Raw genomic sequence first — 14,605 nt, 5'->3', positions numbered from 1 at the left:
CTGCAGTGGACCGACCAGTGTACGACTGTTGCGGCCGAAGCGCCTCGTTTATCCGGCGTGGTCCGGGGCACACCGTGTGTGCCGCCGGGAGCCGCCCTGACGTGCGCCGATGTGCCGTCGGGTCGGGCCTTTCCGGGGCGGCCTTTTCGACGGGTTCATCAGCGGGCGTTGAAGTACTTCGCCTCGGGGTGGTGGATCACGATCGCGTCGGTGGACTGCTCCGGGTGGAGCTGGAACTCCTCGGAGAGGTGGACGCCGATGCGCTCGGGCTGGAGCAGGTCGGCGATCTTGGCGCGGTCCTCCAGGTCGGGGCAGGCGCCGTAGCCGAGGGAGAAGCGGGCGCCCCGGTACTTCAGGGCGAACATGTCCTCCATCTGGCTCGGGTCCTCGCCCGAGAAGCCCAGCTCCGACCGCACGCGCGCGTGCCAGTACTCGGCGAGCGCCTCCGCCAGCTGCACGGACAGGCCGTGCAGTTCGAGGTAGTCGCGGTAGGCGTTGGCCTCGAACATGCGGGCCGTCTCCTCGCCGATCCGCGAGCCGACGGTGACGACCTGCAGGCCGACGACGTCGGTCTCCCCCGCCTCCTCCGGGCGGAAGAAGTCCGCCAGGCACAGCCGGCGGCCGCGGCGCTGACGCGGGAAGGTGAAGCGGGTGCGCTCGTTGCCCTGCTCGTCCAGGATGATCAGGTCGTCGTCCTTGGACACGCACGGGAAGTAGCCGTAGACCACGGCCGCTTCCAGCAGGTTGTCGGTCTGCAGCCGGTCCAGCAGACCGCGCAGCCGCGGCCGGCCGTCGGTCTCGACGAGCTCCTCGTACGTCGGCCCCTCACCGGTGCGGGCCTGCTTGAGGCCCCACTGGCCCTTGAACAGGGCGCCCTCGTCCAGCCAGCTGGCGTACTCCTTGAGCTGGATGCCCTTGATGACGCGGGTGCCCCAGAACGGCGGGGTGGGGACGGGGTTGTCGGTGGCGACGTCGGAGCGGACGTGGCCCTCCTCCGGGCGCTCCTCCACCTCGACGGCCGAAGTCGCCCGCACCCGGCGCTGCTTGAGCTCCGGCAGCTTCGCGCCGGGCACGCCGCGCTTGACGCCGATCAGCGCGTCCATCAGGCGCAGGCCCTCGAACGCGTCGCGGGCGTAGCGGACTTCGCCCTCGTACAGCTCGTGCAGGTCCTGCTCGACGTAGGCGCGGGTGAGGGCCGCGCCGCCGAGGATGACGGGGAAGTTCGCCGCGAGGCCGCGCTGGTTGAGCTCCTCGAGGTTCTCCTTCATGATCACCGTGGACTTGACCAGGAGCCCGGACATCCCGATGACGTCGGCGCGGTGTTCCTCCGCGGCGTCCAGGATCGCGGAGACCGGCTGCTTGATGCCGAGGTTGACGACGTTGTAGCCGTTGTTGGACAGGATGATGTCGACGAGGTTCTTGCCGATGTCGTGCACGTCGCCGCGCACGGTGGCCAGCACGATGGTGCCCTTGCCCTCGGCGTCCGACTTCTCCATGTGCGGTTCGAGATGGGCGACCGCGGCCTTCATGACCTCCGCGGACTGCAGCACGAACGGCAGCTGCATCTGGCCGGAGCCGAACAGCTCGCCGACGACCTTCATGCCGTCCAGGAGCGTCTCGTTGACGATGTCGAGGGCCTTGCGGGTCTGGAGGGCCTCGTCGAGGTCGGCCTCCAGGCCGTTGCGCTCGCCGTCGATGATCCGGCGCTTGAGGCGCTCCTCCAGCGGGAGGGCGGCCAGTTCCTCGGCCTTGCCCGCCTTCAGGGACTTCGCGGTGGCGCCCTCGAACAGGGCCATCAGCTTCTGCAGCGGGTCGTAGCCCTCGGCGCGGCGGTCGTAGATCAGGTCGAGGGCCGTGGTGACCTCTTCCTCGCTGAAGCGGGCGATCGGCAGGATCTTCGAGGCGTGCACGATCGCCGAGTCCAGGCCCGCCTTGACGCACTCGTCGAGGAAGACGGAGTTGAGCAGGATGCGCGCGGCCGGGTTGAGGCCGAAGGAGATGTTGGACAGGCCCAGCGTGGTCTGTACGTCCGGGTGGCGGCGCTTGAGCTCGCGGATCGCCTCGATCGTGGCGATGCCGTCCCCCCGGGACTCCTCCTGACCGGTGCAGATGGTGAAGGTCAGGGTGTCGATGAGGATGTCCGACTCGTGGATGCCCCAGTTCGTCGTCAGGTCGTCGATGAGCCGTTCGGCGATCTCGACCTTCTTCTGAGGGGTGCGGGCCTGGCCCTCCTCGTCGATGGTCAGCGCGATCAGCGCGGCGCCGTGCTCCTGCGCGAGCCTGGTGACCTTCGCGAAGCGGGACTCGGGGCCGTCGCCGTCCTCGTAGTTGACGGAGTTGATGACCGCGCGCCCGCCGAGCTTCTCCAGGCCGGCCTTGATGACGTCGACCTCGGTGGAGTCCAGCACGATCGGCAGGGTGGAGGCGGTGGCGAAGCGGCCGGCCAGCTCCTCCATGTCGGCGACGCCGTCCCGGCCGACGTAGTCCACGCACAGGTCCAGCATGTGGGCGCCCTCGCGGATCTGGTCGCGGGCCATCTCCACACAGTCGTCCCACCGGCCGGCCAGCATGGCCTCACGGAACTTCTTGGAGCCGTTGGCGTTGGTGCGCTCGCCGATCGCCAGGTACGAGGTGTCCTGGCGGAACGGCACGGTCTGGTAGAGGGAGGCGGCACCCGGCTCGGGCTGCGGGTCGCGCTCGCCCGGGGCGAGGCCGCGGACCCGCTCGACGACCTGGCGCAGGTGCTCGGGGGTGGTGCCGCAGCAGCCGCCGATGAGGGAGAGGCCGTAGTCGCGGACGAAGTTCTCCTGGGCGTCCGCCAGGCCCTCGGGGCCGAGCGGGAAGTGCGCGCCGTTCTTGGTGAGGACCGGCAGGCCGGCGTTCGGCATGCACAGCAGCGGGATGCGGGAGTGCCGGGTGAGGTAGCGCAGGTGCTCGCTCATCTCGGCCGGGCCGGTCGAGCAGTTCAGGCCGATCATGTCGATGCCCAGCGGCTCCAGGGCCGTGAGCGCGGCACCGATCTCCGAGCCGAGCAGCATGGTGCCGGTCGTCTCGAAGGCCATCGACACCAGCAGCGGCACCTCCGTGCCGGTCGCCTCCATGGCGCGGCGGGCGCCGAGCACCGAGGCCTTGGTCTGCAGCAGGTCCTGGGTGGTCTCCACGATCAGGGCGTCCGCGCCGCCCGCGAGCAGGCCCTCGGCGTTGGCCTGGTAGCCGTCGCGGATCGTGGTGTAGCCGACGTGGCCGAGCGTCGGCAGCTTGGTGCCGGGGCCGATCGAACCCAGGACCCAGCGGGTGCGGCCGTCGCGGGCCGCGAACTCGTCCGCCACCTCGCGGGCGATCCGGGCACCGGCCTGGGACAGCTCGTGCACCCGGTCCGCGATGTCGTACTCCGACGCGGCCGTGTGGTTGGCGCCGAAGGTGTTGGTCTCGACGCAGTCGACGTCCGCCGCGAAGTACTCCTCGTGGACGGAGCGGACGATGTCCGGCCGGGTGAGGTTGAGGATCTCGTTGCAGCCCTCGAGGTTCTCGAAGTCCTCGAGGGTGGGGTCCTGCGCCTGCAGCATGGTGCCCATGGCTCCGTCGGCGACCACCACTCGGGTGGCTAGGGCCTCACGGAGCGCGGACACACGGGTCCGGCTGTCGGCGGAAGGGGTCAGTGGCGACGAGGCCATGAAGGGGCTCCCTTAGGTGCGACGGCTGTCGGCTTTGCGCCTGTCCGGGATCTGCCCCCGGTAGGCGCACCTCGTCAGGGTAACCGGGGTCGGCCCGGGATGGTCAGGGGCGTCCACGGGACGGACGAGGATGACGGGCAGGTCACTCCCGGGATACCAGTGACACAACAGAACCCGACGGATGCGCACCGACCATTAGCGGGAGGTCGGCATCGACCGGTAGTGTTCGACATTGCCGAACAGCGGCAGCGACGTCGCACGTCGACGGTCGAAGGGGACGGAGGCAGTACGGCGATGGCACGGAACATCCAGTCGCTCGAACGGGCGGCCGCGATGCTGCGGCTGCTCGCGGGCGGCGAGCGACGGCTCGGCCTCTCGGACATCGCCTCGTCACTGGGCCTCGCCAAGGGCACCGCCCACGGGATTCTGCGCACCCTCCAGCAGGAGGGTTTCGTCGAGCAGGACGACGCCTCCGGGCGCTATCAGCTGGGCGCCGAACTGCTGCGCCTGGGCACCACCTATCTCGACGTGCACGAGCTGCGGGCGCGCGCCCTGGTGTGGACGGACGACCTGGCCCGGTCCAGCGGGGAGAGCGTGTATCTCGGCGTCCTGCACCAGCAGGGCGTGCTGATCGTGCACCACGTCTTCCGGCCCGACGACAGCCGCCAGGTGCTGGAGATAGGGGCCATGCAGCCCCTGCACTCCACGGCCCTGGGCAAGGTCCTCTCGGCGTACGACCCCGTCGCGCACAGCGAGGCCATCGAGGCCGACCGCAAGCCGTTCACCGACCGGACCGTGTGCGAGCAGGAGGACTTCGAGCACATCCTCGACATCTCGCGTGCGCGGGGCTACGCGGCCGACGTCGAGGAGACCTGGGAGGGCGTCGCGTCCGTGGCCGCGCCCATCCACGACCGGCGGCGGATGCCGGTGGGCGCGGTGGGCATCACGGGCGCCGTGGAGCGGCTGTGCCGGGACGGCGAGCTGCGCCCCGAGCTGATCGCCGCGGTGCGGGACTGTGCCCGTGCGGTGTCGCGGGACCTGGGCGCCGGACGGTTCTGAGAGGCGCGGCGGGACGCGGGAGAAGGCCGGGACGCCGAGTGGTGTCCCGGCCTCCGTCGTGCCCGGGCACGCCACGGCGAACCGCCCGGTCGGTACGCCACCCGCTTGTTACCCGTCCGTACGCACCTGACCTGCAAGATCGACAGCTCACAGCAATCGATAACGATCGCATTTTCGCCAACACAGGCCCTTGACGCACACCTGAGGCCGGGGCAAGACTCCCGTCCATCGGTCGGCATTGTCGAACACCTACCGGCAATACGCGCTAGAGTGTGACAACGCCAAGGGCCGGTATTCGCTCTCACCCCCGAGGGCAGCTCGAACTCCCGGAGGGACCCGGGGTTCGGTCCCCTGGACGAAGGACAAAGGAGTCGCGGGTGTCCAGCTCCGACATCTTCATCGGCGAGACCATCGGTACCGCCATACTCATCCTGCTCGGCGGCGGCGTCTGCGCCGCCGTGACGCTGAAGGCCTCCAAGGCCCGTAACGCCGGCTGGCTGGCCATCACCTTCGGGTGGGGCTTCGCGGTACTCACGGCGGTCTACACCTCGGCGCCGCTCTCCGGCGCCCACCTCAACCCGGCCGTGACGCTCGCACTCGCGCTCAAGAAGAACGGCATCGCCTGGAGCGACGTCCCGGTCTACTGGGGCGGGCAGCTGCTCGGCGCCGCGATCGGCGCGGCCCTGGTCTGGGTCGCCTACTACGGTCAGTTCCACGCGCACCTCACCGACAAGGAGATCGTCGGCGGGCCGGGTGCGCAGGCCACGGCGGCCAAGGCCGTCGAGGCCCAGGAGAAGGGCGCCGGCCCGGTCCTGGGCATCTTCTCCACCGGCCCCGAGGTCCGGGTCGCCTGGCAGAACGTCGCCACCGAGGTCATCGGCACCATCGTGCTGGTGCTCGCCGTCCTCACGCAGGGCCTCAACGACAGTGGCAAGGGCCTGGGCGTCCTGGGCGCCCTGATCACCTCGCTCGTCGTCGTCTCCATCGGTCTGTCCCTCGGCGGTCCGACCGGCTACGCGATCAACCCGGCCCGTGACCTCGGTCCGCGCATCGTGCACGCCCTCCTGCCCCTGCCCAACAAGGGCGGCTCCGACTGGGGCTACGCCTGGGTCCCGGTCGTCGGTCCCCTGATCGGCGCCGCGATCGCTGCAGGCATCTACAACGTCGCTTTTGCTTAAGAGCACCAGGCTTCACCGCGCTTGAACAGCACCGCGCCGTACAGACAGCCCCTATCCAAGGAACTCCAGGAGCACACCGTGACCGACGCCCACACCGCCGGCCCCTTCATCGCCGCGATCGACCAGGGCACCACCTCTTCCCGCTGCATCGTCTTCGACCGCGACGGACGTATCGTCTCCGTCGACCAGAAGGAGCACGAGCAGATCTTCCCCAAGCCGGGCTGGGTCGAGCACAACGCCAACGAGATCTGGACCAACGTCCAGGAAGTCGTCGCCGGAGCCATCCAGAAGGCCGGCATCACCCGTGACGACATCAAGGCCATCGGCATCACCAACCAGCGCGAGACCACGCTGCTCTGGGACAAGAACACCGGTGAGCCCGTCCACAACGCCATCGTCTGGCAGGACACCCGCACCGACGCCCTGTGCAAGGAACTCGGGCGCAACGTCGGCCAGGACCGCTTCCGCCGCGAGACGGGCCTCCCCCTCGCCTCCTACTTCGCCGGCCCCAAGGCCCGCTGGCTGCTCGACAACGTCGAGGGCCTGCGCGAGCGCGCCGAGGCGGGCGACATCCTCTTCGGCACCATGGACACCTGGGTCATCTGGAACCTGACCGGTGGTGTCGACGGCGGCAAGCACTACACCGACGTCACCAACGCCTCCCGCACCATGCTGATGAACCTGCACACGCTGGAGTGGGACGAGAAGATCGCCGAGTCCATCGGCGTCCCGCTGGCGATGCTGCCGGAGATCCGCTCCTCCGCCGAGGTCTACGGCGAGATCAAGGGCGGCAAGCTGGGCGAGCTGCTCGGCGGCATCCCGGTCGCCTCCGCGCTCGGCGACCAGCAGGCGGCCCTGTTCGGCCAGACCTGTTTCGCGGAGGGCGAGGCCAAGTCGACGTACGGCACCGGCACCTTCATGCTGCTGAACACCGGCGAGAAGATCATCAACTCGTACAGCGGCCTGCTGACCACCGTCGGCTACCGCATCGGCGACGAGAAGCCGGTCTACGCCCTCGAGGGCTCCATCGCCGTCACCGGTTCGCTGGTGCAGTGGATGCGCGACCAGATGGGCCTGATCTCCACCGCCGCCGAGATCGAGACGCTCGCGCTCTCGGTCGAGGACAACGGCGGCGCCTACTTCGTGCCGGCCTTCTCCGGTCTGTTCGCCCCGTACTGGCGCTCCGACGCCCGCGGTGTGATCGCCGGTCTGACCCGGTACGTCACCAAGGCGCACCTCGCGCGCGCCGTGCTGGAGGCCACCGCCTGGCAGACCCGTGAGATCACGGACGCCATGACCAAGGACTCGGGTGTCGAGCTCGCGGCCCTCAAGGTCGACGGCGGCATGACCTCCAACAACCTGCTGATGCAGACCCTCTCGGACTTCCTGGACGCGCCGGTGGTGCGCCCGATGGTCGCCGAGACGACCTGCCTCGGTGCCGCCTACGCCGCCGGTCTCGCCGTCGGCTTCTGGACCAGCACCGACGACCTGCGTGCCAACTGGCGCCGGGCCGCCGAGTGGACCCCCCGCATGGACGCGGAGACCCGCGACCGTGAGTACAAGAGCTGGCTCAAGGCCGTCGAGCGGACGATGGGCTGGCTCGAGGACGAAGAGGGCTGACGAGGGCTCAGCCAAGGCCCTCGAAAGCTCTGATGAGGAGTAAGAACCCGAAATGACCAGTCAGCCCACCCTGCAGTCCGTGCCTGCCCTGGGGACGCGCCCGGCCTCCGGCTCCAACCCGAGCCGCGCCGAGACCCGGGAGCAGCTCGCCAAGGCGTCGTACGACCTCCTCGTGATCGGCGGCGGCATCCTGGGCATCTCCACCGCCTGGCACGCCGCGCAGTCCGGCCTCAGGGTGGCGCTGGTCGACGCCGGCGACTTCGCCGGCGCCACCTCTTCCGCCTCCTCCAAGCTGCTCCACGGCGGTCTGCGCTATCTGCAGACCGGCGCGGTGAAGCTGGTGGCGGAGAACCACTTCGAGCGCCGTGCGGTGTCTCGTCAGGTGGCCCCCCATCTGGCGAACCCGCTCACGTTCTACCTCCCCGTGTACAAGGGCGGGCCGCACGGCGCTGCGAAGCTCGGGGCGGGCGTCTTCGCCTACTCCGCGCTCTCCGCGTTCGGTGACGGCGTCGGCCACCTCCTGTCCCCCGCGAAGGCGGCGCAGGACGTGCCCGAGCTGCGCACCGAGAACCTCAAGGCCGTCGCCGTCTACGGCGACGACCAGATGAACGACGCGCGCATGGCGCTGATGACGGTCCGCGCGGCCGTCGAGGCGGGCGCGGTCGTCCTGAACCACGCCGAGGTGACCGGTCTCCGGTTCACCAGGGGCCGGGTGACGGGCGCGGACCTCAAGGACCGTACGACGGGTGACGAGTTCGGCGTCAACGCCCGTCTGGTGCTGAACGCGACCGGCCCCTGGGTCGATCACCTGCGCCGTATGGAGGACCCGAATGCCGCGCCGTCGATCCGGCTGTCGAAGGGCGCGCATCTGGTCCTGAAGCGCACCTCCCCGTGGAAGGCCGCGCTCGCCACGCCCATCGACAAGTACCGCATCACCTTCGCCCTCCCCTGGGAGGACATGCTGCTTCTCGGCACGACCGACGAGGAGTTCGAGGGCGACCCGGCGGATGTCTCGGTCACCGAGAAGGACATATCCCAGATCCTGGACGAGGCCGCGTTCTCGGTCCGGGACCAGCAGCTCAGCCGTGACCTGATCACGTACTCCTTCGCGGGTCTGCGGGTGCTGCCGGGCGGCCCCGGCGACACGGCGAAGGCCAAGCGCGAGACCGTGGTCACCGAAGGCCGCGGCGGGATGCTGTCCGTCGCGGGTGGCAAGTGGACCACCTTCCGGCACATCGGCCGTACGGTGATGCAGAAGCTGGAGGCCCTGCCGGGCGCTCCCCTGGGTGACGACTTCGAGCCCATCTCCTCGCTGCCGAAGAAGCTGCCGCTGCCGGGTGTCGCCAACCCGCGTGCGGTCGCCCACCGGCTGTTGGTCGACAACCCGGCGCCCGGTCCGCGGATGGCCGCCGACACGGCCAAGCACCTGGCCACGCACTACGGTTCGCTGTCCTTCGACATCGCCCGCCTCGCCAACGAGAACCCGGAACTGGGCGAGCGTGTCCACCCCGACGCCCCGGAGATCTGGGCGCAGGTGGTGTACGCCCGGGACAACGAGTGGGCCGAGACGGCGGACGACGTGCTGCGCCGTCGTACGACGCTGACGATCCGGGGCCTCGCCACGGACGAGGTCCGCGCCAAGGTGCAGGACCTGCTCGACAAGAAGTGACCTCGCGTCGGCCCCTTCCCTGACCAGGGCCGGCACGATCGGGGACCGGTCCCTCTCCCCTAGGGGACCGGATCCGCGAGAGGGGCGACTCCGCGCCGACGGAGCCGCCCTTTTCGCGTGCGCCCGTCGTTGTCGGTGGCGGGTGTTTTCATGGGCGTATGGACAGTGATCAGGCCAGTGCCGAGGATTCCGACGGATCGCGAGGACGACGGGAAGCACCGGGCGGTCGGCAAGCAGTGGTTCGACGCCCCGTCAGCCCAGTGAGGTGACGAGTTCGCGTACGGCTGCCACGTCCGCCAACTCCTCGCGCCGCAGGATCAGTTCGCGTCCCAGCAGCAGGGCACGCCGGGACGCCGGTACCGGGTCCGGCAGGGTCGTCAGGTCGGTCAGGTGGGCGAAGCCGATGATGCGGCGGACGATTTCCGTGCCGGCGTAACCCAGTGCCTCCGTCCACAGGCGACGCAGGAACCGATCCAGATACGCGTCGTCGAAGAAGGTGTCCACACGGGTCGGCCACAGGCGGCGGAACTCCGCGTCGAAGGCCTCCCAGGAGAGGCGGAGTTGGTCGGCGTGGTCGGACAGGGTGCCCAGCGCGCGTGCCCGTTCCTCCGAGACCAGGGCGTTGGCCCAGTACAGGCCGAGGTCGAAGCCGATCGGGCCGACGAAGGAGAACTCGGGGTCGAAGACCCGGACGACCGGGGTGCCTTCGCGGGTGCCGACCATGATGCTGCCGGTGTGCAGGTCGCCGTGGAGGAGGGCCTGGGCGCTGGTCATGAAGGCGTGGCGGAGGTCGGCGACCTCCGTGCGGAGGCGGGTGTCGGCGCGGAAGGCCGTCGCCAGGTCGTCCAACCCCTCGTGCCAGTGGTTGTGTTCGTGCTGGATGTACGGCTCGGACAGCACCACGTCCTCGGTGATCTTGCAGAGCTCGGGGCTGACCGAGGTGGCGATCAGCGCCTTGCGGTCCACCGAGGCCATGCCGAAGTCGCTTGTCGCGAAGGAGAGCTGGGCGACGAGTTCGCCGATGCGGGCGGAGGTGTGGGGGCCGTACGACGCGCCCTCGTTGAGGAGCGTGCGCAGGACCTCCAGGTCGGACATGTCCTCCATGACGAGGGCGTAGTTCTCGGGGTCGTAGCCGTGGACCGCGGGGATCTTGTCGGGGGCGACCCTGGCGATCTGCTCGTAGGCGCGGGCCTCGGCGTCGGCGCGGTCCGGGTTCATCGGCCAGGACGGGCCGGCCACGCGGACCCAGGGCAGGGCCTGCTTGACGGCGAGGCTGTGGGTGCCGTCGGCGGAGGAGGCCAGGAAGACGCGGTTCATGTTGCCGTCCGACACCTCGCGGACGCGTATGTCGGCCGGGTCCGCCCAGTGGCCGCGCTCGTGCAGGTAGGCGGGGATGTCCTCGGTCTCCAGGATGCGGTAGCCCATCGTGCGAACTCCTCGAACTTCCTTATGCGGTACGGCGCTTGGACAGGGTGAAGCTGAAGACCAGGGCGAGGATGAGCACCGCGCCCTCGACGACGTCCTGCGTGTAGTACGGCAGGCCCTTGATCGTGAGGCCGGTGGTGATGATGCCGATCAGGACCGCGCCGAGGGCCGTGCCCCAGACGTTCGGGCGGCCCCTGCCGAGGACCGACGTGCCGACCAGCGCCACCGCGACCGCCTCCAGCAGCTGGGAGGTGCCGGCGGAGACGTCGCCCTGGCCGATGCGGGACGCCAGGATCAGGCCGCCGACGGAGGCGAGCACACCGGAGATGACGTAGGCCAGCGCCCGGTAGGCGCCGACACGGATGCCGGCCAGGCGGGAGGCCTCCGGGTTGGCTCCGATGGCGTACAGGATCCGGCCCCAGCGGGTGCGGGCCAGGAAGACCCAGGCGGCGATCGTCAGGCCGCCGAAGATCAGGACGGAGATGGGGATGCCGAGGACCGTGCCCCGGTCGATCTTCAGGAAGCCCGCGGTGAACTTCCCGGGCGCGGTGGAGCCGTCGGACATCGTCATGCCGGGGGTGATGGACTGACCGTCGACCAGGATGAGTTTGGAGCCCTGGATCACGAACATGGTGCCGAGGGTGGCCAGCATGTCGGGGATCTTCAGGACGACGATGAGGAGCGCGTTGAGCAGGCCTGCGAGTGCTCCTGCCGCCAGCACCGCGAGGATGGCGACGGTGCCGATCTGGTTGTGGACCACCATCGTCTGGGCGGCGACGGAGACGCCGAGGCCGGCGACCGCGCCGACGGACATGTCCATTCCGCCGACGGCCATGGTGAGGGTGACGCCGAGGCCGAGGATCGCGGCCACGGAGACGTACCGCAGCGTGTCCAGGAGCGTCGCCGACTCGCGGAAGGAGCCCTCGCTCAGGGCGAAGTAGAGGAAGAGCGCGACGGTGACGAAGATGAAGCCGTACTTGATGACGGCGTTCTGGACACGCACGGCGGTGCTCACGGCGGGCGGGAGCGCCGCTTTCACCGGGACCTCGGTGCTCTGCTGGGTGGTCATGGGGTGCTGCTTCCTTCGGGGCTTCCTTCGGGCGTACGAGGCGTACGGCCGGCGGGCGGCATCAGACGGACACGGCGATGGTCTGGATGACGCGGTCGCGCTCCGCGTCCTCGCCGTAGGCGTCGAGGTGGATCTCCCCGGCGGCGAGTACGACGACCCGGTCGGCGATCTCGAGGATCTCGTCGACGTCGGCGGACAGGACGAGGACGGCGGAGCCCTCGGCGGCCAGGGCTCGGGCCCGGCGGCCGATGTCGCGGCGGGCGCCGATGTCCACGCCTCGGAACGGCTCGTCCAGGATGAGAACGCGGGGTTTCTCGGCGAGCCAGCGGCCGACGACGACCTTCTGCTGGTTGCCGCCGGACAGTTCCTCGACGGTGCTGTGCTCGTCGCGGGTGACGACGCCCAGGGCTTCGATGGTCTCGCGGCCGAGCGCGTCCTCCCTCGACCGGTTGACCAGCCCCGCCCGGGACAGCGACCCGAGGAACGGCAGGGAGATGTTCTGCGCCACCGACCAGCCGGGCACGAGGGCGTCGGCGTGCCGGTCCTCGGGGACCAGGTGGACGCCGCCGCGGATGGCGTCGCCGGGGCGGCGCGGCTCGTACGGCCTGCCGTCCAGTTCGACGGTGCCCGTGGTGAAGGGTTCGGCGCCGAACAGGCCGCGGGCCAGTTCGGTCTTTCCCGCACCCAACAGGCCTACGACGCCGGTGACTTCGCCGGTGCGGATGTCGAGGTCGAGGGGAGCGCGCCCCTCGAAGAGGCGTACTCCTCGCAGGGACAGTACGACCTCCCCCTCGGCGCCTTCCGCGACCGGGCGGGCGGTGGTCGCCTCCTGGGCCTGCGCCAGCATGGCGCGCAGGGCGGCGTCCCAGTCGAAGGGCCTGGCCTGGTCGTCGGTGAGACGGCCGTCCCGCAGGACGACCAGGCGGTCGGCGAGTGCGTCGATCTCGCCGAGGCGGTGGGAGACGTAGAGGACCGCGATGCCCTCGTCCCGCATCCTCTCGACGAGCGCGAACAGCCGCTCCGCCTCGGCGGCGGAGAGCGCGGAGGTCGGCTCGTCGAGGATCAGCAGGCGGGGGCGGGTGGCCAGGGCGCGGGCGAGGATCAGCAACTGGCGGTCGGAGATGCCGAGTTCGGTGACGTCCTTCCTGAGGAGTGCGTCGCTCCAGTCGAGGCCGAGGGACGCCTGGATCTCACGGGCGCGGGCGAGCAGCCGGCTCCCGTTGAGGAAGGGGTTGCCGCGCTTCTGCGCCAGCTCCTCGAAGACCAGGTTCTCGGCGACCGTGAGGCCGGGCACGATGCCCTCGCCGATGCGCTGGTGCACCGTCTGGATGCCCAATTGGCGGGCGGCGAGAGGCGATTGAAGAGCCGCGGGCTCTCCTGCAACCCGCACCTCGCCGCCGTGATCCGTGTGCACGCCCGAGAGGATCTTGATCAGCGTGGACTTTCCGGCGCCGTTCGCGCCGAGCAGCGCGACCACGCTGCCCGGGGCGATGTCGAGGGAGACGGAGGCGAGCACCGTCTTGCCGCCGAAGGCCATGCTGACGTCCCGCAGGCTGACCGCGGGCACATCCTCAGCCGCCGCGTCAGTGGGCGACATCGGAGATCCAGTCCGCGGTGCTGACCTTGGAGAGGTTCAGCGCCGGCAGGGCCGCGCGCAGCTGGTCCATGTTCTCGATCTTGTTCTTGCGCAGGAAGTCCTGGGTGATGGCGACGGCGGGGAAGGACACCGTGTCCTTGTTCAGCTGTCCGGCCAGTTCCAGGGCGGCCGTACGGACGACGGCGGCGCCGACCGCGGACGGGTCGGTGCCCGCGGTGGCCACCCAGGGGCTGTGGGCCGCGGTCATGTTCTGGATGTCGGCGTTGGAGACGTCCGCGCCGAACACCTTCACCTTGTCCTGCAGCTTCTTGTTCTGGACGGCGAGGACGGTGCCCTTGGCGAGTTCGTCGTAGGGGGCGAAGATGCCGGTCACGTCGGAGTGCTGGGTGAGGGCGGCGGAGACCAGCGGAACATTGTCGGTGGCGGTGGAGTCGGTGACCTTGCCGACCTTGAACTCCTGCTTCCAGCCCTGCGCGTCGGCCGTCTTCTTCCAGACGGTGTCGCGCTTGTCGAGGGCGGCGTAACCGGCCACGTTCACATAGCCGACCTTGGCGTTCTTCCCGACCGACTTGGCCATCACATCGAGGACGGCCTGGGCCATGCTCGCGTCGTCCTGCTCGGTGGAGACGACACCCTTGGTCTTGGTCTCGACGTCGTAGACGACGACCTTGATGCCCTTCTTCACGGCCTTGTCGATCTCCGGCTGGATGGTGGCCGGGAAGCCGTGGTCGATGATGATCGCCTGAGCGCCGGAGTTGATCGCCGAGGACAGGTCGGTGGCCTGCTTGGCGTTGTCGGCCTGGGCGTCGTACGTGGTCAGGTCGATGCCGAGGGCCTTGGCCTGCGCCTTGGCGCCGTTGCCCCACTGCTCGAAGTAGTCGCCGGCGCCGCTCTGCCGGACCAGGGCCACCTTGACCGTTCCCTTGCTGAAGGGGGCGGGCTTCTTGCCGGTGGCGGCGGAGGCCGAGGCGGCGGTGTCGCCGGTGCTCTTCGAGGCGTCCGTGGACTGCGAGCAGCCCGCGAGCAGGAGCGCGGAGACGGAGGCCAGCGAGAGCGCGGCAAGGGGAACGCGGGTACGGGACATGAGGGGCTCCTGGTGCAAGGGGTGGCGCAGAAACGACACGGAGGGGAAGAGGGAATGCTTGAACCGGAGCAGGAAAAGGAATGCACCACCGCACGAAGGGGTGTGGCGAACTCGCGCCGGGGCAGGGCGCGTCGGGGCTCCGGATGGGTCAGCGACAGCTGGCTGTGGTCGACCGGAGCAAGTCCACGTACAGCCGCCGCACGAGCAGCAGCGTCTTCATGCCTAGATCA

At 69.8% G+C, this 14,605-nt stretch carries 9 protein-coding genes; 4 read left to right on the top strand and 5 right to left on the bottom strand.

Annotated elements, in window-relative coordinates; all coding sequences use genetic code 11:
- Positions 1 to 158: 158 nt before the first annotated feature.
- Complete coding sequence (metH, locus tag ACFY1U_RS26475; protein ID WP_390696626.1) at positions 159 to 3,674, bottom strand: methionine synthase; 3,516 nt, start codon at positions 3,672 to 3,674, stop codon at positions 159 to 161.
- A gap of 294 nt (positions 3,675 to 3,968) precedes the next feature.
- Between metH and ACFY1U_RS26470 the strand changes: the two genes are divergently transcribed.
- The 4 genes from ACFY1U_RS26470 to ACFY1U_RS26455 all read left to right on the top strand — a co-directional run bounded on the left by ACFY1U_RS26470 (position 3,969) and on the right by ACFY1U_RS26455 (position 9,200).
- The gene (locus ACFY1U_RS26470; protein WP_390696625.1) at positions 3,969 to 4,733 is read left to right on the top strand and encodes an IclR family transcriptional regulator; all 765 of its coding nucleotides are present in this window, start codon (positions 3,969 to 3,971) and stop codon (positions 4,731 to 4,733) included.
- A gap of 377 nt (positions 4,734 to 5,110) precedes the next feature.
- Positions 5,111 to 5,911, top strand: coding sequence for an MIP/aquaporin family protein (locus tag ACFY1U_RS26465; protein WP_344404329.1), 801 nt, complete (start codon positions 5,111 to 5,113; stop codon positions 5,909 to 5,911).
- Between the two features lie 78 nt (positions 5,912 to 5,989).
- Positions 5,990 to 7,531 carry a glycerol kinase GlpK gene (gene glpK, locus ACFY1U_RS26460; RefSeq protein WP_390696624.1) on the top strand — a complete coding sequence of 514 codons (1,542 nt, stop codon included), beginning with the start codon at positions 5,990 to 5,992 and terminating at the stop codon, positions 7,529 to 7,531.
- A gap of 52 nt (positions 7,532 to 7,583) precedes the next feature.
- Positions 7,584 to 9,200 (top strand): FAD-dependent oxidoreductase, encoded by a 1,617-nt coding sequence (locus ACFY1U_RS26455; RefSeq protein ID WP_390696623.1) that lies wholly within the window; start codon positions 7,584 to 7,586, stop codon positions 9,198 to 9,200.
- Between the two features lie 252 nt (positions 9,201 to 9,452).
- Here the strand turns inward: ACFY1U_RS26455 and mtnK are convergent, their stop codons facing one another.
- From mtnK to ACFY1U_RS26435, 4 genes are all read right to left on the bottom strand, one after another.
- Entirely contained in the window at positions 9,453 to 10,625 is a 1,173-nt protein-coding gene (gene mtnK, locus ACFY1U_RS26450) for an S-methyl-5-thioribose kinase (RefSeq protein ID WP_390696622.1), read from the bottom strand.
- A gap of 22 nt (positions 10,626 to 10,647) precedes the next feature.
- The gene (locus ACFY1U_RS26445) at positions 10,648 to 11,694 is read right to left on the bottom strand and encodes an ABC transporter permease (protein WP_390696621.1); all 1,047 of its coding nucleotides are present in this window, start codon (positions 11,692 to 11,694) and stop codon (positions 10,648 to 10,650) included.
- Positions 11,695 to 11,755: 61 nt separating this feature from the next.
- Positions 11,756 to 13,291, bottom strand: a complete 1,536-nt coding sequence (locus ACFY1U_RS26440) for a sugar ABC transporter ATP-binding protein (RefSeq protein ID WP_390696620.1) — start codon at positions 13,289 to 13,291, stop codon at positions 11,756 to 11,758.
- Positions 13,278 to 14,375, bottom strand: a complete 1,098-nt coding sequence (locus ACFY1U_RS26435; RefSeq protein WP_390696619.1) for a substrate-binding domain-containing protein — start codon at positions 14,373 to 14,375, stop codon at positions 13,278 to 13,280. Before ACFY1U_RS26435 ends, ACFY1U_RS26440 begins: the two co-directional genes overlap by 14 nt.
- Positions 14,376 to 14,605: the final 230 nt, after the last annotated feature.

It is taken from the genome of Streptomyces sp. NPDC001351, assembly GCF_042896045.1.
Lineage (GTDB): Bacteria > Actinomycetota > Actinomycetes > Streptomycetales > Streptomycetaceae > Streptomyces.
The sequence above is the reverse complement of the archived record's forward strand: the minus strand, read 5'-3'. Positions and strand labels throughout refer to the sequence as shown.

Coding starts and splice junctions, on each gene's coding strand:
- ACFY1U_RS26455 (WP_390696623.1), top strand. CDS start 7,584: ATGACCAGTCAGCCCACCCTGCAGTCCGTGCCTGCCCTGGGGACGCGC.
- mtnK (WP_390696622.1), bottom strand. CDS start 10,625: ATGGGCTACCGCATCCTGGAGACCGAGGACATCCCCGCCTACCTGCAC.
- metH (WP_390696626.1), bottom strand. CDS start 3,674: ATGGCCTCGTCGCCACTGACCCCTTCCGCCGACAGCCGGACCCGTGTG.
- ACFY1U_RS26470 (WP_390696625.1), top strand. CDS start 3,969: ATGGCACGGAACATCCAGTCGCTCGAACGGGCGGCCGCGATGCTGCGG.
- ACFY1U_RS26435 (WP_390696619.1), bottom strand. CDS start 14,375: ATGTCCCGTACCCGCGTTCCCCTTGCCGCGCTCTCGCTGGCCTCCGTC.
- ACFY1U_RS26440 (WP_390696620.1), bottom strand. CDS start 13,291: ATGTCGCCCACTGACGCGGCGGCTGAGGATGTGCCCGCGGTCAGCCTG.
- ACFY1U_RS26445 (WP_390696621.1), bottom strand. CDS start 11,694: ATGACCACCCAGCAGAGCACCGAGGTCCCGGTGAAAGCGGCGCTCCCG.